Origin of the sequence: Iamia sp. SCSIO 61187, assembly GCF_019443745.1 — a bacterium.
Lineage (GTDB): Bacteria > Actinomycetota > Acidimicrobiia > Acidimicrobiales > Iamiaceae > Iamia.
Map to the genome: position 1 here is coordinate 4,374,557 of NZ_CP050948.1, position 24,816 is coordinate 4,399,372.

Consider the following 24,816-nt stretch of genomic DNA (forward strand, 5'->3'; position numbering starts at 1 on the left):
CAGCGGTCGCGCCTCGCCGACCCGGGGGTCGACGGGCCGACGGACCCCCTCGGGACCGTCGCCGTCGACTAGGAATCGACCATGCCGGCGCCCCGTCCGCACCCCGACGAGATCGTCGTGTCGGTGCCCGCCTCGGTGCGCCGGCGCCACGAGGGACGCATGCTGGTGATGTTCGTCCTCGCCGCCCTCCCGGTCGGCGCCATCCTCTGGTTCCTCGTGACCCCGGCCGTCGCCGCGCTGTACGTCGTGGCCCAGACCCTCTTCCTCTGGTTCGGCCTCCGGCGCCGCCACTCCCCCGTCCTGCGGCTCTCGCCCGACGGCCTCTCCTACGAGCCGGGGCGGTTCCACGTCCGCTGCACCTGGGCCGACGTCGACGCCCTGGGCGAGGTCGACCTGCCCGACGGTCGGGTCGAGGCCCTGGTCCTCGCCGACGGCCACCTCCACTGGGCCGTCGACCCCGCGACCAAGCGCCAGGTCCAGGCTCGGGGCTGGGACCGCATCATCCCCATCGGCACCTTCGAGCCCGAGTGGGAGTGGGGCGAGATCGGCCAGGCCTTCCGGCAGTGGGCCCCCTGGGTGTTCGAGCTGCCCGAACCCGACCTCCCCTGACTATTCGTCTGGTCGGGGTTTCTGGCGCTGCTGCTTCTTGTCGCTGGTCTCCCGCTTGGCCTTGAGGCGGCGCTCCTTGGACCCCCGGCTGGGCTTGGTCTTCACCCGCCGGCGCGGTGGGACCAGCGCCTGCCGGAGCGACTCGGCCAGCCGCTGGCGGGCGATGTCGCGGTTGCGGGCCTGGCTGCGCTCGTCGTCGGCCACCACCCGCACCTCGGGACCGAGCCGGGCGACGACCCTCCGCTTCTGCTCGGGCCCGAGCACCGAGCTGTGCTCGACCGAGAAGCGCAGCTCGACCCGCGTGCTGGCCTTGTTGGCGTGCTGGCCCCCGGGCCCCCCGGAGGGGCTGAAGGTCTCGACCAGCTCCCACCCGGGGACGACCAGCCCCTCGCGCACCGGGAGGTCGTCGGCCACGGGCTAGGTCGTGACCGAGGCCTCGGCGTGGAGGACCACCCGCACGCGGGTCCCCTCGGGGCCGGAGGTGATCTCGGCCTCGTCGGAGAGGGCCTTGATCAGGGGGATGCCCAGACCCCTCTCGATGCGCAGGCGCGACGGGTCGGTGACCGGCGGCAGGATGGCGAGCCCGTCGGGGTCGAACCCGCCGCCCTCGTCGGCGATGATCACCTCGACGCCCGTCGCCCGCAGGTGGCACTCGATGGCGATGGTGGACCCGAGGGTCGCCGGGTCCACGCCCTGGTCGTGGGCCCGGACCCGCAGCGCCTCGATGGCGTTGGTGCACGCCTCGGAGACGATGACCCGCAGGTCGTCGACGCGCTCGTCGTCGAGGAGGGGCTCGACGCGGGCCGTGCCGGCGATGACCATCCGCACCAGCGCCAGGTACTCGGGCTGGGCGGGGACGCGCAGCCGGACCACGTCGTCTCTCACCCCGCCCTCCGACACGATGTCGGCTCGCCCCCTGGTCCGGTCACGTCAGCTGCGGGCATCGAGGTCAGGCGGAGACGGTTGCCTCGTCGACGCTGCGGTGGATGGCGAACACCTTGGTCAGCCCCGTGATCTCGAAGACCTTCAAGATGCGGGGCCCGGTGCACACCAGGGCCAGGTCGCCCTCGTTGGTGCGAACCCGCTTCAGGGCGCCGACCAGGACGCCGAGGCCGGTGGAGTCGATGAAGTCGACCTTCTCGAGGTCGACGACGATCCGGGTCCGGCCCTCGCCGACGAGCCCGACCAGACGTTCCCGCAACCGGGGCGCGGTGGCCACGTCGACCTCTCCCGAGACCGCCAGGACGGCCCAACCGTCCCGCTCGGTGAGCTCCAAGCCCAGTTCGATCACGTCACCCTCCTCGAGAGGTCGTCGACGCCAACACGCGCCGTGAGGGCACGGTACACCGCCACGCGGGTCACCCCTGCTGACGACCCGGGAGGCCCGTCGGCACGGCATGCCATCGGTGGAGTTACGCCCCTGTCGTTAGCATGGTCGCCAGGCGGACACCCGTTCGCTCCGATCGCTCCCGGCTCGCCCATGACGCTCCTCACCGACGCCGCCCCGGACCGCCTGCTCGAGGTGCTCGAGCGGCGCGCCGACGGGTTGGTCCACGTCGAGCGGATCCCGGCCCGGCCGGCCCGCTACGCCGATCTCACCGACCCGCTGCCGGACCGCCTCGCCCCCCACCTGCCCCACCCGCGCCTGTGGGTCCACCAGGCCGAGGCCATCGCCCACGCCCGGGCCGGGCGCCACGTCGCCGTCGCCACCGGCACGGCGTCGGGCAAGTCCCTCTGCTTCCAGCTGCCGATCGCCGAGGCTGTCACCGCGCCCGTCACCGGTGCGGGCCCCGCCTCTCGCAAGCCCGGCGGCGCCGGGACAGCCCTGCTCATCGGACCCACGAAGGCCCTGGCCCAGGACCAGCTGCGGGCCCTGGGGGCCCTCGGCGTCCCCGGGCTGGTGGCCGCCACCTACGACGGCGACGCCAGCCCGGAGGCCCGCACGTGGGCCCGGGCCCACGCCAACGTGATCCTCACCAACCCCGAGATGCTGCACTGCGGCCTCCTCCCCCACCACGAGAGGTGGGCGACGTTCCTCCACCGCCTGCGCTACGTGGTGGTCGACGAGCTGCACACCTTCCGGGGGGTCTTCGGCAGCCACGTCGCCCACGTGCTGCGCCGGCTGCGGCGCCTCTGCGCCCGCTACGGCGCCGACCCGACCTTCGTGTTCGCCTCGGCCACCATCGGCCAGCCCTCGACCCTGGCCTCGGCCCTGATCGGGGCGCCCGTCGCCGAGGTCACCGACGACGGGTCCCCGCGGGGCGAGCGCCTCGTCGCCCTGTGGAACCCACCGCTGGTCGATGCCGGGACCGGGTCCCGCGTGTCGGCCCACAAGGTCACGGCCGCCCTCGTCGCCGACCTGGTGGCCGCCGACCACCGCACCATCGCCTTCTGCCGCAGCCGGCGCGGCACCGAGGTGGTGGCGGCCGACGCCCAGCGCCGCCTGGGCGACGCCTGGGCCGGCGCCGTGCGCCCCTACCGGGGCGGGTACCTGGCGGCCGAGCGGCGGGAGATCGAGGCCGAGCTGTTCGGGGGACGCCTGCGGGGCGTCGTGGCCACCTCGGCCCTCGAGCTCGGGGTCGACGTCGGCGGGCTCGACGCCTGCGTGCTCGACGGCTTCCCCGGCACCATCGCCTCCCTGTGGCAGCAGGCGGGCCGGGCCGGCCGGGCCCAGCAGCGCTCGCTGGCGGTCCTCGTCGCCGGCGACGACGCCCTCGACCAGTACCTGATGACCCACCCGTCGGAGGTGTTCAGCCGGGCCCCGGAGCCGGCGGTGGTGAACCCCTCGAACCCGTTCGTGCTCGACGCCCACCTGGCCTGTGCGGCCTACGAGACGCCGCTCGCCCCCGAGGACGAGCGCTGGTGGGGCGGCGACCTCGACGACGCCGTCCGCCGGCTGGTCGTGACCGACCGGCTCAAGATCCGCAGCGCGACGAGGCTGTCTCGCCTCGGCGGGGCCGGGCCCCGCGCCGTGTGGGCGGCCCGCGGCTTCCCGTCGCACGGGGTCGGCCTCCGCAGCGGCGGCGGCCGCGAGGTCCGCATCGTGCGGGCCGACGGGTCGCTCGTGGGCACCGTCGACGAGGGCCGTGCCCCTGAGGTCGTCCACCCAGGTGCCGTGTACCTGCACCAGGGTGTGGCCTGGCGGGTGCAGGAGCTCGACCTCGACGAGGGATCCGCCGTGGTGACCCGCACCGACGGCTCGGAGTCGACCCAGGCCCGGTCGACGATCCACATCGCCGTGCTCGGCACCGAGCAGACGCGCCCCGTCGGTCGGGTCGAGCTGTCGCTCGGCGCCGTCGAGGTCACCTCCCAGGTCACCGGCTACCAGCGCCGCGACGTCGCCAGCGGCGAGGTCCTGGGGGTGGTCGACGTCGACCTGCCGCCGTCGTCGCTGGTCACCCGGGCCTTCTGGTACGCCATCCCCACCGGGCTGCTCCGCCGGGCCGGGCTCCCGCCGGCGTCGTGGCCGGGCACGCTCCACGCCGCCGAGCACACCGCCATCGGCATGCTCCCGCTGTTCACCATCTGCGACCGGTGGGACGTCGGCGGCGTCTCCACCCCGTGGTGCGCCGACCTCGCCAGCCCGGCGATCTTCGTCTACGACGGCTACCCCGGGGGCGCGGGCATCGCCGAGCTGGGCTACGACGCCGCCCACCGCCACCTCGCCGCCACCCTCGAGACCCTCCAGCGCTGCCCGTGCGCGACCGGGTGCCCGTCGTGCGTCCAGTCACCCAAGTGCGGGAACCTCAACGAGCCGCTCGACAAGGCCGGGGCCATCGCCCTGCTCGAGGCGGTGCGCGTCCCGGCGGCCCACGACGCCCCGCCCACCGGCGTGACCCCGGCGCGCCACCCCCGCTCGGCCTAGCGCCCGCGACCCACGCTCGGCCTCGCGCCCGCCGGCCCCGATCCGCCCCGCGCCCGCCAGCTCTGATCGGCCGAGGAAGGCCCCACCCTCGGACGCCCGTGCGGCGGCGACGGGACGCCCGGCCCGCCCCCCGCTCGGGCCGGGCGCCGCGTCGCGCCCGCGACACCCGTGTCAGGGATGTTCGACGTCAGAGGAGGGAGACCTGCTCGTCGCGCCCCGGGCGGGACCGCCGCAGGTACCAGCCGATGTGGGTCGCCACCGTGACCAGCAGGAGGCCGAGGGCGAAGGGGCCGACCAGCCCCGGCGCCTCCTTCTCGCGGGTGCGGACCAGCGAGGCCGACGGGGAGGTCCCGGCCGCCGTCTCCTCGGCGGCGCCCTCGGATGCCGCGGCGGGCTCCTCGCCCGGCACGAAGGCGTCGTCGGGGACGCCGTAGGGCAGCTCCTCGCTGTAGCCCTCCGGCAGCGTGGCCGTCGAGCCCGTGCCCCGGGTCGGCGGGCCGGTGCGGCGCGGCCCGGCGGGCGGAGCGGTGCCGCCGGTGGGGGACGGGGAGCCGCCGCCGCCGGCGCGCGGGGCGGGGGCCGGGGGGTCCGGCGCCGGCCGGTCGGGCGGCGCCGGGGCCTGCTGCGGCGTCGGGACGGTGACGCCGCGCTCGGACGACGGCGGCGAGGTCACCGTCGGACCGTCGGGTCCCTCGGCGCCCCAGCGCACGGCGGCCAGACGGAAGGCGTGGGGCCCGGGGGCGGCGGCGACGGCGACGCTGGTCTGGTCGCGCGGGTAGGTGCCCACGTCCACGAGCGTCCAGCCGACGACGTCGGGGGCGGCGGTCCCGGGCCAGCTCACCAGCGCCCCGGTCGCGGTCACGATGGCGTTCGGCGGCGCCGGGGCGGGACCGGCCCAGGCCAGGCCCACCGGCTCGGTGACGGGCGCCCCGGAGGACCCGGCGTCGGTCCGGGCCGTGACGCTGACCCGGTGCGGCCCGTTGCACTCGGGCTCGACGGCGGCGTCGTACCGGCCGTCCCGGGGCACGACGGAGACCGGGGCGACCCGGCACGCCTCGGGCAGGCCGTCACCCGGCACGAGGGCGACGGTGACCGCCCGGACCGGGGCGAGGACGCCGAGCGGGCCGAGGAAGGAGGCCCGGCCGGTGACCCGGACCGGGCGGGCGTCCACCACGTCCGGGTGATCGTCGATCGTGAGGTCCCAGCCGGGGTCGGCGGCCCCGGCCGCGGGCGGGAGGGCGAGCGCCACCCCGACGACGGAGGCGACGGCGGCGATCCAGAGGAGGGGGCGTCGGGTCATGTCTCACCTCGGATGTCCGGGGGCGTGCGGCCGCCGCGGTCGTCGTGCAGCGGCTCACCCACCAGATCGGCCTGGAGCACCAGTCGCTCTCGCGCCGAGCCCTTGGGGTGGCAGGTGGTGAGCGTCAGGCGGGGCGTGTCGGTGGGGGCGACCACCTCGACCTGGTCGGGGCTCACCACGATGGCCTCGGTGGCCACCCGGTAGGTGCAGGTCCCGAGCGGGGTCTCGAGGGTGATCTCGGCGCCGGGCGCCACCTCGTCGAGGCGGTTGAAGGGCTGGCCGAAGGTCGTGCGGTGGCCGGCGATGGCGACGTTCCCCGCCCCGCACGGAAGGGCGGTCTCCGGGTAGTGGCCGGCGCCGGCGCGCAGGGCGTCCTGGGTGGTCCCCTCGACCACGATGACGTCGACACCGATCGACGGGGCCCGCAGCCGGGTGAGGCTGTCGCCGGACCGGACGTCGCCGGCCACGAAGGCCTCGGCCGCCTCGGGGTCGGCGATCTGCTCCTCCAGCTGGTCCTCGAGGCGGATCTGCAGGCGGGCCTGGTACTGGTCGGTCCAGAACGGCCAGGTCATGCTGACCCCGGCGGCCACGATCAGGACCACGGTGAGCACGCCGAGGCCGCGGCGCACCGCCGTGGACCGGGCCAGCCGATCGCCCAGCCCGGGCCGGCGGCCGGCCCTGCCGGTCGGTCCGGCGGCGGTGGGCCCGGTGGCCGCCGCCGGCGTGGTGCCGGGGCGCCGACGCCCGGACCGCCGAGGTCCGAGGCCCAGGGCGACGAGCACGGCGGCGCACGCCCCGGCCGCCAGCACGATCACCAGGGAGGTGCCGGTCACGGGCGGGTGCCCGGCGGGGCGGGGGCGGTGGACGTCCGGCGCGAGCTCATGGGCGTGTCCTGGTCCGGCGGAGGGGTGCGAGGGGTGCGGTGGCCGCCCCCGTGGCGGGGGCGGCCGATCGGGGGGTGGGGGTCAGACCGGGGAGGTGCGGGTCCGCCGCAGGACGAGGACGGTGATGCCGGCCCCGACCCCCAGGAGGACGCCGACGGGGACCCAGCCGCCCTCGCCGCCGGTGCGGGGGAGGGCGGCTCGCGAGGCGGGGGGCGCCGGGGCGGCGGCGGGCGGGTCCGCCGGCGGGGCGGCGGGCGGGGCCACCGGCTCCTCGGCCGGGCGCTCCACGGCGGCGGCGGCGTCGGACGCGGCCAGGACGATGCCGCCCTGGGCCTCGGGGAGGCCGGTCAGCAGGTCGAGGCGGACGGCCGCGGCCGAGCTGCGGGCGGTGGTCTCGCCGACCTCGTCCTCACCGGAGGCGACCACGATGCGGGCGTCGAGCGGGGGCGGGAGGGGGAGCTGCACGGTCTGGCCGGGCGGCACGGCGATGGGCCCGCCCGGGAGCCCGGCGGCGACGAGGGGGGCGCCGAACTCGACGGTCACCGGGGCGGCGACGTGCTGGGCGGTGAGGGTGCCGTCGGAGTAGGTGGCGGTGGCGGTGGACCCGCCGACGGTGATGGTGGCGGCCAGGCCGTCGAGGATCCTGACGACCAGGCCCTCGGCCGTGGCGGTGCCGGATGCGGCGGTGCCGGATGCGGTGGAGGTGGCCTCGGTCGGCCCGCTCTCGATCGTCACGATCGAGACGGCACCGTCGAGGATGAGCTCGAGCGCGGTCTGCAGCAGCCCGAGCTCCTCGACCGGCAGGGGCGCCTGGCCCAGGAGGTCGAGGATGGGGGCGACGACCTGATCGGTCACGTCACCCAGCTCGGGCGGGAGGGGCAGGTCGGCGACGTTGACGTCGATGGTGAGGGGCTGGGCCTGGGCGCTCCCGGTGCCGGCCCCCTCCGAGGCCGAGGCCTGCGAGGCGCTACACAGGGGGCTGAGGCCCGACGGGGCCGAGATGTCGACCGGCACGGGGATGTCGGGCAGCGGCAGCTCGCCGCAGGTGGGTTCCTCGCTGCCCGAGGTGGGGGTGTCGGCGTCGGCGCTGGCGGACGACTCGCCGAAGGCCTGGGGGCCGAGGAGGGCGCCGACGCCGCCGGCCGAGCCGGTCGGGGCCGAGCTGGCGGCGGTCTCGACCGCCCCGATGACCAGCTGCTGGCCGAACAGGCTGACGCGGAGGGTCGCGGCCTGGGCCTCGGCCCGGGGCACGACGACCGTGTCCTCCTGGGCGCTGCCGGGGACGGCCCCCAAGGTGAGGGCGGAGGCCACACCCAGGGCGGCCAGGGCTCGAGGGATCGCACGCATGGCCGGGGGGGTTCGCCGGGGGGAGGCGTTCTCCTCCCCCCCGACCGACCTGACGGGTCGTCAGGTCACCGTTCGACCCGCATCGAGGCCTGGCCCCGGACGGCGACGTCGGCGACGAGGGCGCCCACGAGCGGGACCTCGGTCCGGCTGGGGCACGTGACCGTCACCGTGAGGGTGGCACCGACCTCGGCCGGTCGGGACACGGCGGTCGAGCACCCCTCGCCCCCGGCGTCGGCCACCGCGGCCTGCGCCACCCCGGGTCGCCCGTCGACCGCCACGGCGCGCGCCGCCTCGCGCGCCACGTGGACGGTGCCCACGTGGTCGGCCACCACCAGGCCGGCTTGGACGACGGCGAGGAGGGCGAGGAGCACGGCCGGGAGGGCCAGGGCCAGCTCGACGGTGGCCTGGCCGGTGTCGTCCCCGGGGCGGCGCCGCCGGGTCACATCCGGCTCTGCAGCTCGTCGAACACCGCGTCGAATAGGTCGCCGATCCGGCCCGAGCCGGTGGCCCAGGTGATCAGGGCGATGGCGATGACCGCCGCACCGAGGAGGACCAGCGCGTACTCGGCGGTGGCCTGGCCGGCCTGGCGGTCGGCGTCGGCGGGCAGGCGGGGTCCGAGGCGACCGACGACCGGTCGCAGACGGACGAGCAGGGGGATGAGGGCGAGGGGCATGGCGTCTCCTGAAGGGCGGGCGCGCCGGGGCGCGACGTGAGGGGGCGGTGGCGGGGGCCACGAGACGGCGGCGGAGCCGCGAGGCGCTCAGCGGCGCAGGTCGGCGAGGGCGGCCACGACGGGCGGGACGATGGCCAGGAGCACGAACGCCGGGAGCGAGCAGAGCACCAGCGGGAAAAGGAGCCGGACCGGGACCTGGCGGGCCCGGGCCTCGACGGCGCGCCGGCGGTCGGCCCGGAGGTCGTGGGCCAGTCGGGTCAGCGGGTCGACGACCGGCGACCCGTCGTGGTGGGCGGCGACGAGGAGGGCCACCAGCGGCCGGCTGGCCGGCCCCTGGGCGGCGACCCGCTCGAGGGCGTCGGCCAGCGGCTCGCCGTGGGTGGTGCGGGCGTGGGCCTCGGCCAGGGCCGGCCCCAGCGGGGCCGGGCTCCGGGGGGCGACCAGGCCCAGCGCCGGCCCGACGGCGAGCCCGCTCCCGAGCCCGAGGGCGAGCAGGTCGACGGCGTCGGGCAGGGCGTCGGCCCAGGCCCGCCGATCGGCCTCGGCCGCTCGGCGGCGGGCCAGCCGGGGGCCCATGGCCGCCGCCGCCAGGGGGAGCGGCGCGAGGGCCGGCGCCACCACCACGAGGACGGGGACGACGATGGCCGCCGCCCCCACCCACCCGTCGGCGGCGGGGTCGGGGGCCGGCTCCGGCCGGCCGGCCGCCCGGGCCAGGGCCGTCCGCACGCGGGCCCCCAGGGCGCCCACCGGCCCCGCCCGAGCGGCCCGCCGGTCGCCGGTCCTCGGGACCGGGGGGCGACGCCGGGGCCGCCGGGCCGCCAGCCCGACGGTGAGCAGGGCGGTCCACCCGCCGACGAGCGCGGCGTCGACGATGGCGACGTCGGGGGTCACGACCGGGCTCTCGACACGATGCGGTGCATCCACAGGGCGCCGACGACGTCGAGGGCGGTGGCCAGGCCGATGCAGCCGAGCCCCCACGGGGTGCCGAGCAGGGCCCGGGCCACCGCCCGGTCGGCCGCCGCCCCACCTGCGGCCACCACCACCGGGAGGGCGACGAGCACGGCGGCTGACGCCCGCGCCTGGCTGGCGAGCGCCCGGGCCTCGTCGGCGACGGCCGCCCGGGCCCTCAGCGTGGCGGCGACGCCGTCGAGGGCCCGGCTGGCGCGGCCCCCGGCCGCGTCGGCCACGGCCAGGGCCCCGACCACCAGCTGGACGGAGCGGCGAGGGTGGTCGTCGACCCAGCCCTCCAGGGCCTCACCCCACCCGGCGCCGCCGTCGACCCGGGCCACGGCGACCTCGAGCGCCGCCCCGTGCGGCCCCCCGACGGCGGCCCCGGCGCCGAGGACGGCGCTGCGGAGGTCGAGCCCGGCCCGGAGCCCCCGGCCGACGTGCTCGACGAGCTCGGGCAGCCGGGCGTCGGCCTGGCGGGCGCCCCGACCCCGGGCCATCCGGAGGGCGACGCCGCCGACGACGACGGCCACGCCGGCGGCGACCAGGCCTCCCACGACCCCACCCCGGGAGCCGGCCAGCAGGCCCAGGAGCCCGGCGGACCCGAGCCCCAGCCGCGCCCACCGGGCCGGGTCGCCGTCGACCCCCGCCTCGACGAGGGCCTCGGACCACCAGGCGGGCAGCCGCGCCGTCCGGCGCCCCGCCGGCGGGCGGGGCCGTCGGTCGGCCGCCGGGCGGCGGCCCACGGCCACGCACCCGACGGCCCCGAGCCCGCCGGCCAGCACCAGCGCCGCGCTCACCGGGGGCCTCCCCGGTGGAGGGGGCGGGACCGCGAGGGGCGGGTGAGGGGGCCGAGGACCTCGGTGCCGGTGGCCACGGGGGTGGTGCGGGTCACCGCGGCCGGGTCGGGGGCGACCTCGGCCACGGCGACCACCCGCCGGGAGCCGTCGGCCCGGCGGGCGATCTGGACGACCAGGTCGACGGCGCTGGCGATCTGCTCGCGCACGGCGGGGAGGGGCAGGTCGGCCCCGGTGAGCACCATCGTCTCCAGGCGGCGCAGGGCGTCGGTGGGTGAGCTGGCGTGCAGCGTGCTGAGCGAGCCGTCGTGGCCGGTGTTCATGGCCTGCAACATGTCGAGGGCCTCGGGCCCTCTGACCTCGCCCACGACGATCCGGTCGGGGCGCATCCGCAGGGCGGCCCGCACCAGGTCCCGGATCGTGACCTCGCCGGTGCCCTCGACCGACGGCGGTCGGGCCTCGAGGCGCACCACGTGGCGGCCCGGGAGCCGCAGCTCGGCCGCGTCCTCGACGGTGACGATCCGCTCGTCGGGGTCGATGTGGCCGGCCAGGGCGTTGAGCAGGGTGGTCTTGCCCGCCCCCGCACCCCCGCTCACCACGATCTGGCGGCGCTGGGCCACCGCCGTCCGGAGGAGGTCGGCCACGACCGGGGCGGCGACCTCGTCGAGCGCCACGGCCCGGGCCCCGAACCGGCGGATGGTGATGCACGGTCCGTCGACGGCCAGCGGCGGCACGACGACGTGGACGCGGGACCCGTCGGGCAGCCGGGCGTCGGCCAGCGGGCGGGATCGATCGGCGCGCGCCCCGGTGGGCATCAGCACCCGGGCGACGAGGCGGTCCACCGTCGACCGGTCGACCCGCACCTCGGTGCGGACCAGGTGGCCGGCCCGCTCCACCCACACCGGACCGGGTCCGTTCACCATCACCTCGGTGACGGTGGGGTCGGCCAGCAGCGGCTCGATGACCCCCAGCCCGGTGGCCCGGGCCCGCACCCGGCGGGCCACCGCCAGCACCTCGTCGGGCGGGAGGTGCGGGGCGGCCTCGCGGACCAGGGCGTCGATGGCGCCCGGGGCCACCGCCGCCGGGATGGACGGCGCGGCGAGGACGCGCCGGTGGACCTCGGCCTCGACGGCGTCGACCCGGCGGGCCCCGACCGCCGCGCCCGGGTCCGCCGGGAGGGCGGAGGCGGTCACGCCGCCGCCTGCAGCGAGCGGGCCAGGGCCCGGGGGACCCGCCGGGCCAGGACCCCGGCGTCGACGGCGCGGGCGACCGCGGGGTCGACGGGGATGTCGGCCACGACCGGGGCGCCGACGACGGTCTCGACGTCCTCGCGACCCATCGTCCGCCCCGCTTCGCGGAGCAGGACCACCCCCGACGGCCGCACCGGCAGGTCGACGGCGCGCCGCAGCCCCAGGTAGCAGGCCCGGGTCACCAGCAGCGACCGCGAGGCCTCCGCCACCAGGGGCAGCCCGGGGCTGTCGGGCCCCACCACCCCGGCGTCGACGACCACGGGCCGGGCCTCGGCGCCGAGGAGCCGGGCCAGGACCTCGTGGCGGGCGGACGGGCCGGGGAGCCCCCGCCCGCGCGGCAGCAGCGCCAGGCCGGGTCCGACGGACAGCTCGAGGCGGGCGAGGGCGTCGGCGGCCACGTCCTCCCCCGCCGAGGTCCACCCGGTGAGCCCGGGGTCGCGGGGGTCGGGCAGGCCGAGCGTGGCGGGGACGTCGCCGCCGAGGTCGACGAGCAGGGCCCCACCGTCGAGGGTGTGGGTGCGGGCGAGGGTGGTGGCGAGGGCGACGGACACGACGGTGGTGCCGACACCGCCCTTCACCGACCAGCAGGTGACGAGCATGGGGCCTCCCGGGCGCGGGGATCGAGGGGTGCGCGGGGGAAGCGAGGGCCCCACCGTCCCCCGTCGTCGCCGTCCCGAAACCTGGCGGGACGAACCGGCGACCGTCCCACCGACGGCTCCCGCCCGCCCGGCGCTGGCCTCCCCCGACCGGGGGAGGGTGGCCCGACCACCTCCTAGGGTGGACGGGTGGAGGCCGCCTTCTTCGACCTGGACAAGACGGTCATCGCCAAGGCGTCGATGGTCGCCTTCGGGAAGCCGCTCTACCGGGCCGGGCTCCTCAACCGCTGGATCCTCCTGCGGGCCCTCTCCGGCCAGCTCGTCTACCTCTACCTCGGCGCCGACGAGGAGCGGATGGCCCGCATGCGGACCAAGGTCCTGGCCCTCACGGCGGGGTGGGACCAGGCCCAGATGCGTGCCGTGGTGGCCGCGACCCTCGAGGAGGTCATCGACCCGATCGTGTTCGACGAGGCCGTCGACCTCATCGCCGAGCACCAGGCCGCCGGCCGGCGCGTCTTCATCATCTCCGCCTCACCGGAGGAGATCGTGGTGCCCCTCGCCCGCCACCTCGGCGTCGACGAGGCCATCGCCACCCGGGCCCGGGTCGACGACCGGGGCCGCTACACCGGCGAGGTCGCGTTCTACGCCTACGGCGTCCACAAGGCCGAGCGGATGGAGGAGGTCGCGGCCGAGCGGGGCATCGACCTGGCCGCGTCCTACGCCTACTCGGACTCGATCACCGACGTCCCCATGCTCGAGGCCGTCGGCCACCCCGTCGCCGTCAACCCCGACCGGGACCTGGCCAAGGTGGCCGCCGACCGGGGCTGGGAGGTGCGCTGGTTCACCCGCAAGGTGCCGCTGCGGGAGCGGGTCGCCATGCCGAGCCCGGGCCCCACCGCGGCCGTCGGCGGCGGGCTGCTGGCCACCGGGGCGGCCGGGGCGACGGCGTGGTGGTGGCTGCGACGGGACCGGAGCGTGCAGGAGACCGCCCACCAGGCGGCCGGTCTGGCCCGCCTGGTCGGCACCTGGGCCGGTCCCGTGGCCCACGCTGCGAGCACGACGGCGGGGTGGCTCCCCGGCCGGGTCCCGACGCGACGACGCCCGCTCCCGCGGCGCCCGCCGGCACCGGGGCGCGGACGCCGGGGTCAGATCTCGTCGAGGGTCAGACGGCGCGGAGCTTCTTGAAGGCGATGCCTCCGAGAGCGGCGACGATCAGGAGGAGGATGAGCTTCTTGGCCATGGCGCCAACCTAGTGGTCCGTCCCCGCGTCGGCCGCGGTCGGGGATGTCAGTCGGCGACGCCGACGACGGCGGTGACCTTGGTCGGCGTCACCCGCACGACCATCTCGGGCGGGACCGCGTTGCGCCGGCCGTAGGCCTCGGCCTCCTCCTCGCCCATGTAGCGGGCGGCGATGCGCGTGGCCCAGTGCAGCAGCTCGTCGGGGTCGGTGGACGTGGTCGTCGTCCCCGCGATGGTGACGAAGCTGAACGGTGGCGCCTCGTCGTCGACGCACAGGCTCACCCGCCCGTCGCGGCGGATGGCCTTGCCCTTGATGGTGTCGGCCGAGGTCATGAACACGACCTCGTCGCCGTCGACGTCGATCCACACCGGCGCCACGTGCGGGCTGCCGTCCCTGCGCACGACGGCGAGCTTCGCCGTGTGCGCCGGGAGGGCGGTCAGGAAGCCCTGCCACCAACCGTCGGGGGCCTGCGTGTATCCCATCCCGCGGAGCCAACCGACGAGGTCCGACCGCGATTCCCCGCCTCGCTGTCGCGGGGGCTGGTTAGGTTCGGATCGTGGAGCTGATCCTCGTCCGCCACGGCGAGCCCCTGTGGGTCGTCGACGGCCGCAACCGCAACGACCCCGAGCTGACCGAGCGCGGCCGCGCCCAGGCGGAGCGCATCGCGGCCCGGATCGCCGACCCCGACCAGGAGCCGGCCGACGGCCCCGTCGACCTCCTGCTCGTGAGCCCGGCCCGGCGGGCCCAGGAGACGTGCGCCCCCATCGCCGCCGCCACCGGGCTCGAGCCCGTCACCCACCCGTGGCTCGTCGAGATGGGGATGCCCGACGCCTGGGACGACCAGCCCATCGAGGTCGTCGAGGCCGCCTTCGCCGAGCAGCGCACGAAGCCCCGCATGGAGTGGTGGGACGGCCTCCCCGGGGCCGAGACCATGCAGGACTTCCACGACAGGGTGTCGCGCGGCCTCGACGCCGCCCTGGCCGAGGTCGGGGTCACGGCCACGGGCGAGCACGCCCTGTGGGACGTGGCCGACGACGCCCCGGGCCGCATCGTCACCGTGGCCCACGGCGGGACCAACAGCACGCTCGTCGCCCACCTCCTCGGCGTCGAGAAGGAGCCGTGGGACTGGTACCGCTTCGTGATGGGCCACGCCTCGGTGGCGGTGCTCCGCACCCAGCCCCTCGCCGGGGCCCACATCTGGTCGCTGTGCGCCCTGGGCGACGCGACCCACCTCGACCGGGCCGACCGCACCGCCTGACCCCTCCCCCCGGGCCCGACGGTGCGCCGCCGACGCCGTGTCAACGGCCCGTCCCGTCGCTCAGCCGGTCAGGTCGAGGGGTGCGAGGGCCAGGACGCTGGCGGCGTCGTCGGCGGCCACGCCGATGCCGCAGGCGCCCGGCTCGGCCACGCAGTCGAGACCCACCTCCCCCGGGCCGGCGACGGGCAGCGGGAAGTCGGCGAGGACGAGGGTGCCGTCGTCGGCGGCGGGGACCGCGGTGCTCGGCCCCTCCTGGGCCGGGTTGCCCCGCCCGTCCGGGTAGGTGCACGGGTCGTCGCCCCCGCCCTGGAGCCGCACCGTGGGGCACCAGCCGACACCCACGACGGCGCCGGGCTGGAGCCCAGATGCCCGGACCGTGGCCACGCCGCCGGGCGCGAGGGGCCCAGGCGGGTCCAGGGTGACCTGCGGCCGGATGGGTGCGTCGGTGGGGTCCATCTCCATCGGCAGGCGGGCCACCGGCTCCTGGCGGTCGCCGACCCGGATCACCAGGACGCATGGCGCGCACGGTGCCCATCCGGGGTCGTACCCGCCCGGCGGGGCCAGGTTGACGAAGACGTCGTGGAAGGCGGTGAACGTGAGCTGGGTCTCGGGTCCGTCCTGGACGGTGAGGCCCCGACCCCGCGCCGACGAGCACTGGTCGCCCTGCTCGGGCGACCCGCCCGTGCGGCACTGGGACACCGTGACGGGCTCACCGGTCGCCACCCCGGTCAGGGTGATCAGCAGCGTGTCGCCGTCGCCGACGCCGCCCTCGTCGCCGTCGACGACGGCCTCGGGCTCGGGCGGGGGGGCGATCGGGTCGCTCCCGGCCGCGGTGGAACCGGGCTCGAGCCCCCCGCCGTCCGCCCCCGAGGACGGCGGCGAGGGGTCGGCCGAGGTCGAGGTGCCGCCGTCGGCGACCACCTCGGCACCGGGGTCGTCGGTGGCGGCCAGACCCACGCCCACTCCGGCAGCGAGCACCACGACGGCGACGGCGGCACCGGTCACCAGCCGGCGGCGGCGGACCCGACGGGCGGCGCGGCCCCGGATCACGCCGACCGGCGTGGGCTGCGCCGGGGGGTGGGCGGCCAGGTCGGCCAGGACGTCATCGACGGGCGGCATCGGCGTTCTCCTCGGGATCGAGCGCGAGCGGGTCCAGCGTCCGGGCCAGCCGGGCGCGGGCGGAGTGCAGGGTCGAGGCGGCGGTGCCCGGCGCCGTGCCCATGATCGAGGCGACCTGGCCGACCGGCAGGTCGGCCACGTACCGGAGGACGACGGCCTCCCGCTCGCGGGGTGGCAGGGCGGCGAGCGCCTCCCACACCTCGGGCGACCACGCCGGCGGCGGGGCCTCGACCGGGGCCGTGCTGGCGACCCACACGAGCAGGCGCCGCTCGTGGCCCGACCGCCGCAGCCGACGGCGGGCGTCGTTCAGGGCGACGGTGGTGACCCACCCCCCGGGCGAGGCCATGGCCCGCACCCGGGGCCACCGCTCGCAGGCCCGGGTGAAGGCCTCGTCCGCGCACTCGGCGGCGATCGACGGCCGGCCGGTGATGGCGGCGACGGTGGACACCACGCGCGGGTGCTCGCGCAGGTACCAGTCGTCGAACGCCTCGTCCACGCCCGTCCGAGTCACGACGGGACCGTTCGGTTGGGTCCGGGCTCGTGGCCCCGGACGATCACGGCGGCGGCGCCCTCAGGCGCCGAGGGTCAGACGGCCAGGAGGTCGCGGGCGCCGGTGTCCGAGGATGGGTGGCGCAGCTTCGACATGGCCCGGGCCTCGATCTGGCGGATGCGCTCGCGGGTGAGGTTGAAGTGCTCCCCCACCTCCTCGAGCGTGCGGGGCTCGCCCCGGTCGAGGCCGAAGCGCAGCTTGAGGATCTCGCGCTCGCGGTCGTCGAGGGGGGCCAGGAGGCGGTTGATCTCCTCGGGGAGGAGCGCGGTGGCGGCCACCTCGAAGGGCGACTCGGCCGAGCGGTCCTCGACCACGTCGCCGAGCTCGGCGTCGCCGTCCTCGCGCAGCGGCTCCGACAGCGAGAGGGGCTCGGCCGCGAAGCGGAGCGCCTCGGTGACCTTGTCCTCGGGCATCTCGACCTCGGCCGAGAGCTCGGCGAGGGTGGCCGGGCGCCCGAGCTTGAGCTCGAGCCGGGCCCGGGCCTTCTGGAGCCGGGCCAGGGTGTCGCCGGCGTGGACGGGGAGGCGGATGGTGCGCCCGGTGTTGGCGATGCCGCGGGTGATGGCCTGGCGGATCCACCACGTGGCGTAGGTCGAGAACTTGAAGCCCTTGCGCCAGTCGAACTTCTCGACGGCGTGCATGAGGCCGAGGTTGCCCTCCTGGATCAGGTCCAGCAGCGGCAGGCCCGAGGCCTGGTACTTCTTGGCGATCGAGACGACCAGCCGCAGGTTCGACTGCACGAACGTGCGCTCGGCCTGCTCGCCGTCGCGGGCGGTGCGGCGCAGCTCGCGCTTCTTGGCCGGGGTGACCTTGTCCCCCGACTCCAGGGCGATGCGGGCCTCCGCACCGGCCTCGATGGCCTGGGCCAGGCGCACCTCGTCGTCCTTCGTGAGCAGTGGGTACTGCCCGATGTCCGTGAGGTAGAGGCGGACGAGGTCTTCCTCATCGCGCTCGACGCGCTCCTTGGCCAACGTTCTTCCTCTGCTGCTCGGGGCTGGGGTGCCGGGGCGTCCGGCCTGTCGTGATCGTGCTCCTGGCGCGCCCACGCCAGACGTGCTGCGGGCTCAGCGCACAGGTGCGCGAGCACCGGCCAGAAACTCTCTGATCCCTGAGGATACCGGGATGGTCAATACCCTCCGCGCTCGGATCGAACCCATCGGATGGGTCACCTGTCGGTCGCGTCGCGTGCGGTGTGAGCAGATCTGCGCGGTTGATCAGCCACGGAGAGCGACCTGGCCCTGGTCAGACAGGGGGGATGTCGGGGGGCGGGGGACGCATGCCTCCGCTGGTCACCAGCTCCTCCTCGAGCTGGAGGGCGGCGGCGTGGGCGACCCCCACGGTGCGTCGATCGACGAGGAGCGCCTGCAGCAGCCCCTCGCCCTGGTCCCGGAGCTCGGCCAGATCGGTCCGGGCGTGGCGGACGGCACGGGCGGCCCCGTCGGCCGAGGGCCCCATGGGCGCCCCCCAGCTCGCCAGCAGCCGGGGCAGCAGCACCCGGTGGAGCAGGGCGAGACGGGACTCGGCCGCCCCGGCGACACCCAGGCTGGCCACGATGTCTGCCGCCCCCCCCGTCGGCGGGGCGACCCACGCCGCCGGATCGACGGGCGCGGGTCGGGGCAGCAGCCCCCGCAGGGCCAGGGCGTGGTCCCCGGCCACGCGCGACAGCTCGGCCAGGTGGACCCGGACGGCGGCCTCCCGGGTGTCGGCCACCCAGGCGCCGGCGAGGGCGAAGACCTGCTCGAGCCACCAGACGTCGGCCCCGAGCGCCGCTCCGAGCTCCAGCATGGTGGCGGGACCGGCGGCGACGGCGGGTCCGGGCTCGGACGGGGGCGGGTCGGCAGCCACGGGCGCAGCGTAGGGGCGCAGCCGGACGCCCCCGTGCGCACCCGAGGTCCGGGGCTCCCCCATCGGGGGGACCAGAGGTCACCGCTCGGGTGAGCGGGCTACCCGTGGACGGTGGGCTCGAGGGCCGGGTCGGTCGTGCGGGCGCCGGTCAGGAGGGGCACCAGCTCCACCCACGCGATGGCGGCCAGGATGACGAACGCCCCCAGCAGCCCCCGGACGCCCAGGTCGTCGCCCGTGGCCAGACCCAGGATCCCCGCCGAGACGGGCTCCACGAGGAGCACGAGGGCCGCCCGGGACGCCGGCACCGTGCGCTGGCCGGCGACCATGCAGAAGAAGGCGACGGCGGTGGCGAAGAGCCCGGTGAACACGACCGCGCCCCACGCCGGGGCACCGAACCCGTAGCCGCCCAGGCCGAACCCGGGCACGGCGCAGACGATGCCGACGGTGAGGACCTGCACGCAGGTGAAGCGCACGGGGTCGAAGCGGTCGGCGCCCCGCGCGACCACGACGAGGTGGCCGGCGAAGCCGAAGGCGCAGCCGAGCGTCAGGACCTCGCCCCACCCGAAGGCGTCGGCGCCCGACCCCGACAGCAGGTAGAGGCCGATCACGGCGATGACGACGCCGGTCACGGTCCTCCGGTCCGGCAGGCGACGCTCGCCCACCGCCACCAGGACGGGGACGATCACGACCAGCAGGTAGGTGATGAAGGCCGACGTCGAGCTGGGCGTCGAGCGCAGCCCGAAGGTCTGGAGCAGGTAGGCGGCGGCGAGGAGGAGCCCGGCACCGATGCCGAGGCGCACCTCGCCGCGGTGACCTGGTCGCCGGAGGGCGACCGGGGCCAGCACCAGGGCGGCGACGAGGAACCGGGCGCCGAGGAACGGCGTGGGCTCGGCGTCCTCGATGGCGTCCTGCACGACCAGGAAGGTCGATCCGAAGAGCAGCCCGGCGAGGGCCAGGGCGGCGGTGCCCCGGGCCTCGGAGCTCACGGCGAGGGCGCGAGGAGCCTGTCGAGGGCGATGACGGCCTCGGCCGGGTCCCCCACCAGGAGGCCGACCAGGCCGGCGCGCTCGGCGCCGGCGATGTTGCCGGGGTGGTCGTCGAGGAAGATGGCCCGCTGGGGGTCGGCGACGCCGAGCAGCTCGAGGGTGTGGGCGAAGATGCGCGGGTCGGGCTTGCGCATGCCCACCTCGGAGGAGTCGACCACGGCGTCGAAGAGGTCCTCGACCGGCACCCGCTCGCGCCAGGACCGCGACCCCTCCTTGACGTTGTTCGTGCACAGGGCCGTCAGGTAGCCGTCGGCCCGCAGGGACCGGATGCGCTCGACGATCACGTCGTGGACGGTGAGACGGCCCATCATCGAGCCGAAGGCGTCCCAGTCGACCTCGATGCCGACCTCGTCGTACTGGTCGGCCACCCAGGCGACCCACTCGGCGATGGGGGCCTCGCCCCGCTCGACCTGGTGCCAGACGTGGTCGGTGTCCTCGCCGTAGGGGCCGAGGAGGAGGGCGAGGGCCTCGTCCCTGCTGGCCACGCCGGACACCGTGTCGGCGATGGCGTCGAAGGCCGAGGCGATGACGACGCCCGAGAGGTCGAACACGATGGCGTCGAACCGCCGCTCCCCCCTCACAGGTGGCGGTAGACGTCGGCGGGGGTGAGGCCGCGGGCCACCATCACCACCTGGAGCCGGTAGAGCAGCTGGCTGATCTCCAGGGCCAGGGCGTCGTCGTCCTCGTGCTCGGCCGCCAGCCACACCTCGCCCGCCTCCTCGATGACCTTCTTGCCCATGGCGTGGATCCCGGCGTCGAGGGCGGCGACCGTCGCCGACCCCTCAGGTCGCTCCTCGGCCCGGGTGCGCAGGACCTCGTACAGCTCGTCGAAGGTCATGGGGCGGCGGCGCAGGCGTCGCCCTCGGGGCGGCGGCTCGGGTCGGAGGGCGTGGGCACCCGGGATTCCTAGCCGGTCAGCCGCGGAACGCGTTGGTGATGGGGAGGCGACGGTCCTTGCCGAAGGCCTTGTCGGTGACGCGGGGCCCGGGGGGCGACTGGCGCCGCTTGTACTCGGCCCCGTCGACGAGACGGGTGATCCGCCGCACGACCTCCGGGTCGTGGCCGGCGGCGATGATCTCGCCCGGGGTCCGGTCGTGCTCGACGTAGGCGTCGAGGATGGGGTCGAGCACCTCGTAGGGCGGCAGCGACTGGTCGTCGGTCTGGTCGGGGCGGAGCTCGGCCGAGGGCGGCTTGGTCAGGACGTTCTCGGGGATCAGGTCGTAGCCGGCCCGCTCGTTGCGCCGACGGCACAGCTGGAACACCCGCAGCTTGAGCACGTCCTTGATGAGGGCGTAGCCGCCGACGGTGTCGCCGTAGAGGGTGGCGTACCCGACGGCCGCCTCGCTCTTGTTGCTGGTCGACAGGACGAGCCACCCCAGCTTGTTCGACAGGGCCATCAGGACCTGGCCCCGGATGCGGGACTGGAGGTTCTCCTCGGTGAGGTCCTCGTCGAGGCCGGCGAAGGACTCGCTCAGCATCTCGGTGACGGCGGCGTGGGCCGGCTCGATGGGGATCGTGCGGTGGTCGGTGCCGAGGTTGGCGGCCAGCTTCGCGGCATCTGCCACCGAGTGGTCCGACGAGTAGCGCGAGGGCATGGCGACGGTGTGGACCCGGTCGGCGCCGAGGGCGTCGGCGGCGAGGACGGCGACGATCGAGGAGTCGAGCCCGCCCGACAGCCCGATCACCACGTCGGAGAAGCCGTTCTTCTCGACGTAGGCCCGGGTACCGACCACGAGCGCCTCCCAGACCTCGTCGTCGGGGTGCATCGGCGGGGCGACGGCCGGGGCGATGGGCTCGGGGTGGGTCTCGACGTCGCCGCCGACGACGGGCACGGGGGTCACCTCGATCAGCGGGAGCTGCTCGTCGACCGGCCGGCCCCGGGGGTCGAGCAGCCGCTTGCGGTAGACGGGTCCGATCTCGACGTCGACGACGAGGACGTCCTCGACGAACTGCGGCGAGCGGGCCAGGAGCGTGCCGTCGGGACCGAACGCCATCGAGCCGCCGTCGAAGACGAGCTCGTCCTGGCCCCCGACCTGGTTGACGTAGAGGAGGGCGGTGCTGGCGTCGGCCGCCCGGGTCGCGAGCATCCGCTCCCGCCGGGCGAGCTTGCCCTCCGCGTAGGGCGAGGCGTTGATGTTGACGACGACCTCGGCCCCGCTGTCGGCCTGGTCGGCGGTGGGACCGCGGGGGTTCCAGATGTCCTCGCAGATGGAGACCCCGATGGGGACCCCCTTGACCGACCACAGGGTCGCCGGCTCCTGGCCCCGCCCGAAGTAGCGCAGCTCGTCGAAGACGCCGTAGTTGGGCAGGTCGCACTTGTGGTAGACGCCGCGGACCTCGCCCCCGGCGCACACCGCGGCGGCGTTGTGGAGGTCGCGGGCCAGGTCGACGAACCCGACGATGGCCACGCAGTCGCCCGTCGCCTCGGCCACCTGCTGGAGGGCCTCGAGGTTGGCGGTGACGAAGCCCGGCTTCAGCAGGAGGTCCTCGGGCGGGTACCCGGTGATGGCCAGCTCGGGGAAGGCGGCGATGTCTGCCCCGGCCTCCTCGGCCCGGCGGTACGCGGCGAGGATCCGCTCGACGTTGCCGTCGAGGTCCCCGACCCACGTGTCGATCTGGCAGGCGGCGAGGCGGAGGCGAGCCATGGCGCCAGGGTAGGGGCCGGCCCCGACCCGGTCGTCGGGATCACCCGCGCGGGTGGCGCCGGGCGGCGGGCAGGCGCTGCCGGTACCGTGCGCAGGTGAACCTCGGCGTGACGGAGCTCCTGATCCTCCTGATCGTCCTGGTGTTCTTCGTGGTGGTGGTCGGGGGCACCGTCGCCCTCGTCGTGGGCATGGTGCGCCGCTCCCAGCGGGCGACGCACCACGGCCGCCCGCCGCCGCCCTGAGGCGACCTTGACCCCACGCCCCGACACATGCGATCCTTCGCATGTGTCGATGACGGCGGGACCCGGGTGAGCGGCGACCACGGCCACTCCCACGGGCCGACCCTCGCCCGCGCCGGCGCCCGCCACCTCCGGCGCCTGACCATCTCGTTCGCCATCATCGCCGCCTTCTTCGTCGTCGAGGCGGTCGCCGGCCTGGCGACCCGCTCGCTGGCGCTGCTGTCCGACGCCGGCCACATGCTCACCGACGTGGTCGGGCTCGGGATGGCCCTCGCCGCCATCAGCCTGGCCAGCCGGCACGAGGCTCGGAGCGGGGGTGCGGGCAGTCGCCACACCTTCGGCCTCTACCGCCTCGAGATCCTGGCCGCGTTCGTCAACGCCCTCCTCTTGTTCGGCGTGGCCGGCTACGTGCTGGTCGAGGCGGTCCGCCGGCTCCAGGACCCGGCCGAGGTGCTGGGGGCACCGATGCTGGCCGTCGCCGGCGCCGGCCTGGTCGCCAACCTGGTCGTGTTCGCCCTGCTGCGCGAGGGGGCCAAGGAGAGCCTGAACGTCGAGGGCGCCTACCTCGAGGTGCTCGCCGACACCCTCGGGTCGATCGGGGTGATCATCGCCGCCGTGCTGCTCCAGGTCTTCGGGTGGACGTGGGTCGACCCTGTCGTCGGCGCCCTCATCGGCCTGTGGATCCTGCCCCGCACCTGGCGCCTCGGTCGCCAGGCGGTGCACATCCTGCTGCAGTCGGCCCCCGACGGGGTCGATCTGGCCAAGCTGGGCGACGAGCTGGCCGCCCTGCCCGGCGTCATCGACGTCCACGACCTCCACGTCTGGACCCTGACCTCGGAGATGGAGGCGGCGTCGGCGCACCTCATGACCACCCCCGACACCGACGCCCACCAGGTCCTCGACCAGGCCCGGGCCCTGCTCCACGAGAGCTACGCCATCGACCACGCCACCTTCCAGGTCGAGCCCAGCACCCACACCGGGTGCACCGAGGTGGCCTGGTAGCGGTCGCTCGGTTCTGTCGCGCCAGCCGGTCACAGGTGACCGCTGGGCGCGACAGAACGCGGTCGAGGCCGACCACGGGCACGCAGGGGTCCGGTACCGTCCGGCCATGGCCTCGGAGCAGAGCCCGGTCGCGGTGGTGGAGGCGATCTACGCGGCGATGGCGGCGCGCGACTTCGGCGCCGTGCTCGCCCGCCTCGGCCCCGACTTCGTGGTGACCCAGGACCCGCGGCTGCCGTGGGGCGGGCGCTACGAGGGCCCCGACGGGTTCGCCACCCTCGGCCTGGCCCTGCTCGAGAGCATCGAGTCGCAGGTCACCACCGACGCCATCTTCGAGGCCGACGGCGACGTCCTCCAGGTCGGGCGGACGCGAGGGACGGTGCGGGCCACCGGCACCGCCTTCGACATCCCCGAGGTCCACCGCTGGACCATCGTCGACGGGCTCGCCGTGCGGGCCCACTTCGCCATCGACACCCCGGCCATGCTCGCCGCCCTCGGCCGCACGGCGACGTAGCCAACGCCCTCGGTGGCCCGGCGGTCCGCAGGGTCGTTCTGAGGCAGGGGTGAGCCGGGGGTGGCCGACCTGTGGCTCAGAACGGTGTGCGCCCGTGGGCGAAGGGCCACGGTTCGCGACAGGGGGACCTAAGGAAAGCCTTAGGTCGCGGTTGACCGGGCCCGGCGCGACATGTGACAAGGGGCACGATCCACGATCCCCGGGAGGCCCCATGCAGGTCCCTGCCCCGTTCGAGTACGAGCGCGCCACCAGTGTCGACCACGCCCTCGACCTGCTGGTCCGGTTGGGCGACGAGGCGCGGCTGGTGGCGGGCGGGCACAGCCTCCTGCCGATGATGAAGCTGCGCCTGGCCACGCCCGAGTACCTGGTCGACATCAACGACCTGCACGGCGAGCTGGGCTACATCCAGGTCGAGGCGGGCCAGATCCGCGTCGGCGCCATGACCCGCCACCGCGAGCTGCTCGAGTCGGCCGAGCTGGCCGCGGCCTTCCCGATCTTCGGCGACGCCGAGCGGGTGATCGCCGACCCGGTGGTGCGCAACCGCGGCACCCTCGGCGGGTCGCTGTGCCAGGCCGACCCCTCCGAGGACCTCTCGGCGGTGTGCACCACGATCGACGCCAGCTGCGTGATCCGGTCGAGGGACGGCGAGCGGGTCGTCAGCATGGAGGACTTCCACCGGGGCCCCTACGAGACGGCGGTGGGCCAGGGCGAGATGCTCACCGAGGTCCGCATCCCCGTCCGCTCCGGCGGGTCGAGCGCCTACGAGAAGGTCGAGCGCCGCGCCGGTGACTGGGCCATCGTCTCGGCCGGCGCCGCGGTCTGGATGGACGAGGGTCGCATCACCGATGCCCGCGTGGGCCTGGCCGCCGTCGGCCCCAACACCACCGGCATCCCGGCCATCTCCGACGCCCTGCGCGGCCAGGAGCCGACCGAGGAGCTGTTCGAGCAGGCCGGCGCCATCGCCGCCGAGAGCTGCGAGCCCAGCACCGACGCCCGGGGCACCGAGGCCTACAAGCGCCACCTGGCCGACGAGCTCACCCGCCGGACGCTGCGGCGCTCGGTCGCCCGGATCAACGGAACGGAGTCCTGACC

General features: G+C 76.1%; 29 protein-coding genes. 8 read left to right on the forward strand and 21 right to left on the reverse strand.

Features of this window, described 5'->3' with window-relative positions; genetic code table 11:
* Window positions 1-81: 81 nt before the first annotated feature.
* Window positions 82-609, forward strand: coding sequence for a hypothetical protein (locus HC251_RS21020; RefSeq protein WP_219942551.1), 528 nt, complete (start codon window positions 82-84; stop codon window positions 607-609).
* Here the strand turns inward: HC251_RS21020 and arfB are convergent, their stop codons facing one another.
* The 3 genes from arfB to HC251_RS21035 form a co-directional block, all read right to left on the reverse strand.
* The gene (arfB, locus tag HC251_RS21025; protein WP_219942552.1) at window positions 610-1,023 is read right to left on the reverse strand and encodes an alternative ribosome rescue aminoacyl-tRNA hydrolase ArfB; all 414 of its coding nucleotides are present in this window, start codon (window positions 1,021-1,023) and stop codon (window positions 610-612) included.
* 3 nt (window positions 1,024-1,026) lie between these two features.
* The gene (locus tag HC251_RS21030) at window positions 1,027-1,494 is read right to left on the reverse strand and encodes an ATP-binding protein (RefSeq protein WP_219942553.1); all 468 of its coding nucleotides are present in this window, start codon (window positions 1,492-1,494) and stop codon (window positions 1,027-1,029) included.
* A gap of 64 nt (window positions 1,495-1,558) precedes the next feature.
* Window positions 1,559-1,897 (reverse strand): STAS domain-containing protein, encoded by a 339-nt coding sequence (locus tag HC251_RS21035; RefSeq protein ID WP_255566765.1) that lies wholly within the window; start codon window positions 1,895-1,897, stop codon window positions 1,559-1,561.
* 192 nt (window positions 1,898-2,089) lie between these two features.
* Between HC251_RS21035 and HC251_RS21040 the strand changes: the two genes are divergently transcribed.
* A complete protein-coding gene (locus HC251_RS21040; protein ID WP_219942555.1) occupies window positions 2,090-4,474 on the forward strand; it encodes a DEAD/DEAH box helicase in 2,385 nt (794 codons plus the stop codon).
* A 187-nt stretch (window positions 4,475-4,661) separates the two neighbouring features.
* Here HC251_RS21040 and HC251_RS21045 read toward each other — a convergent pair whose 3' ends face one another.
* From HC251_RS21045 to HC251_RS21085, 9 genes are all read right to left on the reverse strand, one after another.
* Window positions 4,662-5,774 carry a hypothetical protein gene (locus HC251_RS21045; protein WP_219942556.1) on the reverse strand — a complete coding sequence of 371 codons (1,113 nt, stop codon included), beginning with the start codon at window positions 5,772-5,774 and terminating at the stop codon, window positions 4,662-4,664.
* Window positions 5,771-6,607: a sortase gene (locus HC251_RS21050; protein WP_219942557.1), complete on the reverse strand. Its 837-nt coding sequence runs from the start codon at window positions 6,605-6,607 to the stop codon at window positions 5,771-5,773. The genes HC251_RS21045 and HC251_RS21050 overlap by 4 nt, the downstream gene beginning before the upstream one ends.
* A 132-nt stretch (window positions 6,608-6,739) precedes the next feature.
* Window positions 6,740-8,005, reverse strand: coding sequence for a hypothetical protein (locus tag HC251_RS26095; RefSeq protein WP_219942558.1), 1,266 nt, complete (start codon window positions 8,003-8,005; stop codon window positions 6,740-6,742).
* 65 nt (window positions 8,006-8,070) lie between these two features.
* Window positions 8,071-8,448, reverse strand: a complete 378-nt coding sequence (locus HC251_RS21060; protein ID WP_219942559.1) for a TadE/TadG family type IV pilus assembly protein — start codon at window positions 8,446-8,448, stop codon at window positions 8,071-8,073.
* Window positions 8,445-8,678 (reverse strand): hypothetical protein, encoded by a 234-nt coding sequence (locus HC251_RS21065; protein WP_219942560.1) that lies wholly within the window; start codon window positions 8,676-8,678, stop codon window positions 8,445-8,447. The genes HC251_RS21060 and HC251_RS21065 overlap by 4 nt, the downstream gene beginning before the upstream one ends.
* An 87-nt stretch (window positions 8,679-8,765) precedes the next feature.
* Window positions 8,766-9,569: a type II secretion system F family protein gene (locus HC251_RS21070; protein ID WP_219942561.1), complete on the reverse strand. Its 804-nt coding sequence runs from the start codon at window positions 9,567-9,569 to the stop codon at window positions 8,766-8,768.
* Entirely contained in the window at window positions 9,566-10,426 is an 861-nt protein-coding gene (locus tag HC251_RS21075; protein WP_219942562.1) for a type II secretion system F family protein, read from the reverse strand. Before HC251_RS21075 ends, HC251_RS21070 begins: the two co-directional genes overlap by 4 nt.
* Window positions 10,423-11,616, reverse strand: a complete 1,194-nt coding sequence (locus HC251_RS21080; RefSeq protein WP_219942563.1) for a CpaF family protein — start codon at window positions 11,614-11,616, stop codon at window positions 10,423-10,425. The genes HC251_RS21075 and HC251_RS21080 overlap by 4 nt, the downstream gene beginning before the upstream one ends.
* Window positions 11,613-12,272 carry a hypothetical protein gene (locus tag HC251_RS21085; protein WP_219942564.1) on the reverse strand — a complete coding sequence of 220 codons (660 nt, stop codon included), beginning with the start codon at window positions 12,270-12,272 and terminating at the stop codon, window positions 11,613-11,615. The genes HC251_RS21080 and HC251_RS21085 overlap by 4 nt, the downstream gene beginning before the upstream one ends.
* Before the next feature lie 186 nt (window positions 12,273-12,458).
* On the opposite strand from HC251_RS21085, the gene HC251_RS21090 reads away from it, so the two are divergent.
* On the forward strand, window positions 12,459-13,454 hold the full coding sequence (locus tag HC251_RS21090) for an HAD family phosphatase (RefSeq protein WP_219942565.1): 996 nt from the start codon (window positions 12,459-12,461) through the stop codon (window positions 13,452-13,454).
* Between the two features lie 102 nt (window positions 13,455-13,556).
* On the opposite strand, the gene HC251_RS21095 is transcribed toward HC251_RS21090, so the two are convergent.
* Window positions 13,557-13,991 carry a PPOX class F420-dependent oxidoreductase gene (locus HC251_RS21095; RefSeq protein WP_219942566.1) on the reverse strand — a complete coding sequence of 145 codons (435 nt, stop codon included), beginning with the start codon at window positions 13,989-13,991 and terminating at the stop codon, window positions 13,557-13,559.
* A 74-nt stretch (window positions 13,992-14,065) separates the two neighbouring features.
* Between HC251_RS21095 and HC251_RS21100 the strand changes: the two genes are divergently transcribed.
* Window positions 14,066-14,767, forward strand: a complete 702-nt coding sequence (locus HC251_RS21100) for a histidine phosphatase family protein (RefSeq protein ID WP_219942567.1) — start codon at window positions 14,066-14,068, stop codon at window positions 14,765-14,767.
* Window positions 14,768-14,827: 60 nt separating this feature from the next.
* Here the strand turns inward: HC251_RS21100 and HC251_RS21105 are convergent, their stop codons facing one another.
* From HC251_RS21105 to HC251_RS21140, 8 genes are all read right to left on the reverse strand, one after another.
* Window positions 14,828-15,886, reverse strand: a complete 1,059-nt coding sequence (locus HC251_RS21105; protein WP_219942568.1) for a hypothetical protein — start codon at window positions 15,884-15,886, stop codon at window positions 14,828-14,830.
* On the reverse strand, window positions 15,870-16,397 hold the full coding sequence (locus HC251_RS21110) for an RNA polymerase sigma factor (protein ID WP_219942569.1): 528 nt from the start codon (window positions 16,395-16,397) through the stop codon (window positions 15,870-15,872). The genes HC251_RS21105 and HC251_RS21110 overlap by 17 nt, the downstream gene beginning before the upstream one ends.
* 74 nt (window positions 16,398-16,471) lie before the next feature.
* Window positions 16,472-17,407 (reverse strand): RNA polymerase sigma factor RpoD/SigA, encoded by a 936-nt coding sequence (locus HC251_RS21115; protein WP_219942570.1) that lies wholly within the window; start codon window positions 17,405-17,407, stop codon window positions 16,472-16,474.
* Between the two features lie 271 nt (window positions 17,408-17,678).
* Window positions 17,679-18,281 (reverse strand): hypothetical protein, encoded by a 603-nt coding sequence (locus tag HC251_RS21120; RefSeq protein WP_219942571.1) that lies wholly within the window; start codon window positions 18,279-18,281, stop codon window positions 17,679-17,681.
* A gap of 98 nt (window positions 18,282-18,379) precedes the next feature.
* Window positions 18,380-19,267, reverse strand: a complete 888-nt coding sequence (locus HC251_RS21125) for a DMT family transporter (protein ID WP_219942572.1) — start codon at window positions 19,265-19,267, stop codon at window positions 18,380-18,382.
* On the reverse strand, window positions 19,264-19,908 hold the full coding sequence (locus tag HC251_RS21130) for an HAD family hydrolase (protein ID WP_219942573.1): 645 nt from the start codon (window positions 19,906-19,908) through the stop codon (window positions 19,264-19,266). The genes HC251_RS21125 and HC251_RS21130 overlap by 4 nt, the downstream gene beginning before the upstream one ends.
* Window positions 19,905-20,165: a phosphoribosyl-ATP diphosphatase gene (locus tag HC251_RS21135; RefSeq protein WP_219942574.1), complete on the reverse strand. Its 261-nt coding sequence runs from the start codon at window positions 20,163-20,165 to the stop codon at window positions 19,905-19,907. Before HC251_RS21135 ends, HC251_RS21130 begins: the two co-directional genes overlap by 4 nt.
* A gap of 76 nt (window positions 20,166-20,241) precedes the next feature.
* Window positions 20,242-21,972 carry an NAD+ synthase gene (locus tag HC251_RS21140; RefSeq protein ID WP_219942575.1) on the reverse strand — a complete coding sequence of 577 codons (1,731 nt, stop codon included), beginning with the start codon at window positions 21,970-21,972 and terminating at the stop codon, window positions 20,242-20,244.
* 95 nt (window positions 21,973-22,067) lie between these two features.
* On the opposite strand from HC251_RS21140, the gene HC251_RS21145 reads away from it, so the two are divergent.
* The 4 genes from HC251_RS21145 (at window position 22,068) to HC251_RS21160 (ending at window position 24,814) form a co-directional block, all read left to right on the forward strand.
* A complete protein-coding gene (locus HC251_RS21145; RefSeq protein WP_219942576.1) occupies window positions 22,068-22,214 on the forward strand; it encodes a hypothetical protein in 147 nt (48 codons plus the stop codon).
* Window positions 22,215-22,241: 27 nt separating this feature from the next.
* The gene (locus HC251_RS21150) at window positions 22,242-23,213 is read left to right on the forward strand and encodes a cation diffusion facilitator family transporter (RefSeq protein WP_219942577.1); all 972 of its coding nucleotides are present in this window, start codon (window positions 22,242-22,244) and stop codon (window positions 23,211-23,213) included.
* A 106-nt stretch (window positions 23,214-23,319) separates the two neighbouring features.
* Window positions 23,320-23,724, forward strand: a complete 405-nt coding sequence (locus HC251_RS21155) for a nuclear transport factor 2 family protein (protein WP_219942578.1) — start codon at window positions 23,320-23,322, stop codon at window positions 23,722-23,724.
* A 211-nt stretch (window positions 23,725-23,935) separates the two neighbouring features.
* Window positions 23,936-24,814, forward strand: coding sequence for a xanthine dehydrogenase family protein subunit M (locus HC251_RS21160; RefSeq protein ID WP_219942579.1), 879 nt, complete (start codon window positions 23,936-23,938; stop codon window positions 24,812-24,814).
* The last annotated feature ends 2 nt before the right edge of the window (window positions 24,815-24,816 follow it).

What these genes read in the sequence shown, in the direction of transcription:
- HC251_RS21140 (WP_219942575.1), bottom strand. Translation starts at nt 21,972, where the DNA reads ATGGCTCGCCTCCGCCTCGCCGCCTGCCAGATCGACACGTGGGTCGGG.
- HC251_RS21105 (WP_219942568.1), bottom strand. Translation starts at nt 15,886, where the DNA reads ATGCCGCCCGTCGATGACGTCCTGGCCGACCTGGCCGCCCACCCCCCG.
- HC251_RS21095 (WP_219942566.1), bottom strand. Translation starts at nt 13,991, where the DNA reads ATGGGATACACGCAGGCCCCCGACGGTTGGTGGCAGGGCTTCCTGACC.
- HC251_RS21150 (WP_219942577.1), top strand. Translation starts at nt 22,242, where the DNA reads ATGCGATCCTTCGCATGTGTCGATGACGGCGGGACCCGGGTGAGCGGC.
- HC251_RS21020 (WP_219942551.1), top strand. Translation starts at nt 82, where the DNA reads ATGCCGGCGCCCCGTCCGCACCCCGACGAGATCGTCGTGTCGGTGCCC.
- HC251_RS21045 (WP_219942556.1), bottom strand. Translation starts at nt 5,774, where the DNA reads ATGACCCGACGCCCCCTCCTCTGGATCGCCGCCGTCGCCTCCGTCGTC.
- HC251_RS21065 (WP_219942560.1), bottom strand. Translation starts at nt 8,678, where the DNA reads ATGCCCCTCGCCCTCATCCCCCTGCTCGTCCGTCTGCGACCGGTCGTC.
- HC251_RS21155 (WP_219942578.1), top strand. Translation starts at nt 23,320, where the DNA reads ATGGCCTCGGAGCAGAGCCCGGTCGCGGTGGTGGAGGCGATCTACGCG.
- HC251_RS21160 (WP_219942579.1), top strand. Translation starts at nt 23,936, where the DNA reads ATGCAGGTCCCTGCCCCGTTCGAGTACGAGCGCGCCACCAGTGTCGAC.
- HC251_RS21135 (WP_219942574.1), bottom strand. Translation starts at nt 20,165, where the DNA reads ATGACCTTCGACGAGCTGTACGAGGTCCTGCGCACCCGGGCCGAGGAG.
- HC251_RS21040 (WP_219942555.1), top strand. Translation starts at nt 2,090, where the DNA reads ATGACGCTCCTCACCGACGCCGCCCCGGACCGCCTGCTCGAGGTGCTC.
- HC251_RS26095 (WP_219942558.1), bottom strand. Translation starts at nt 8,005, where the DNA reads ATGCGTGCGATCCCTCGAGCCCTGGCCGCCCTGGGTGTGGCCTCCGCC.
- HC251_RS21085 (WP_219942564.1), bottom strand. Translation starts at nt 12,272, where the DNA reads ATGCTCGTCACCTGCTGGTCGGTGAAGGGCGGTGTCGGCACCACCGTC.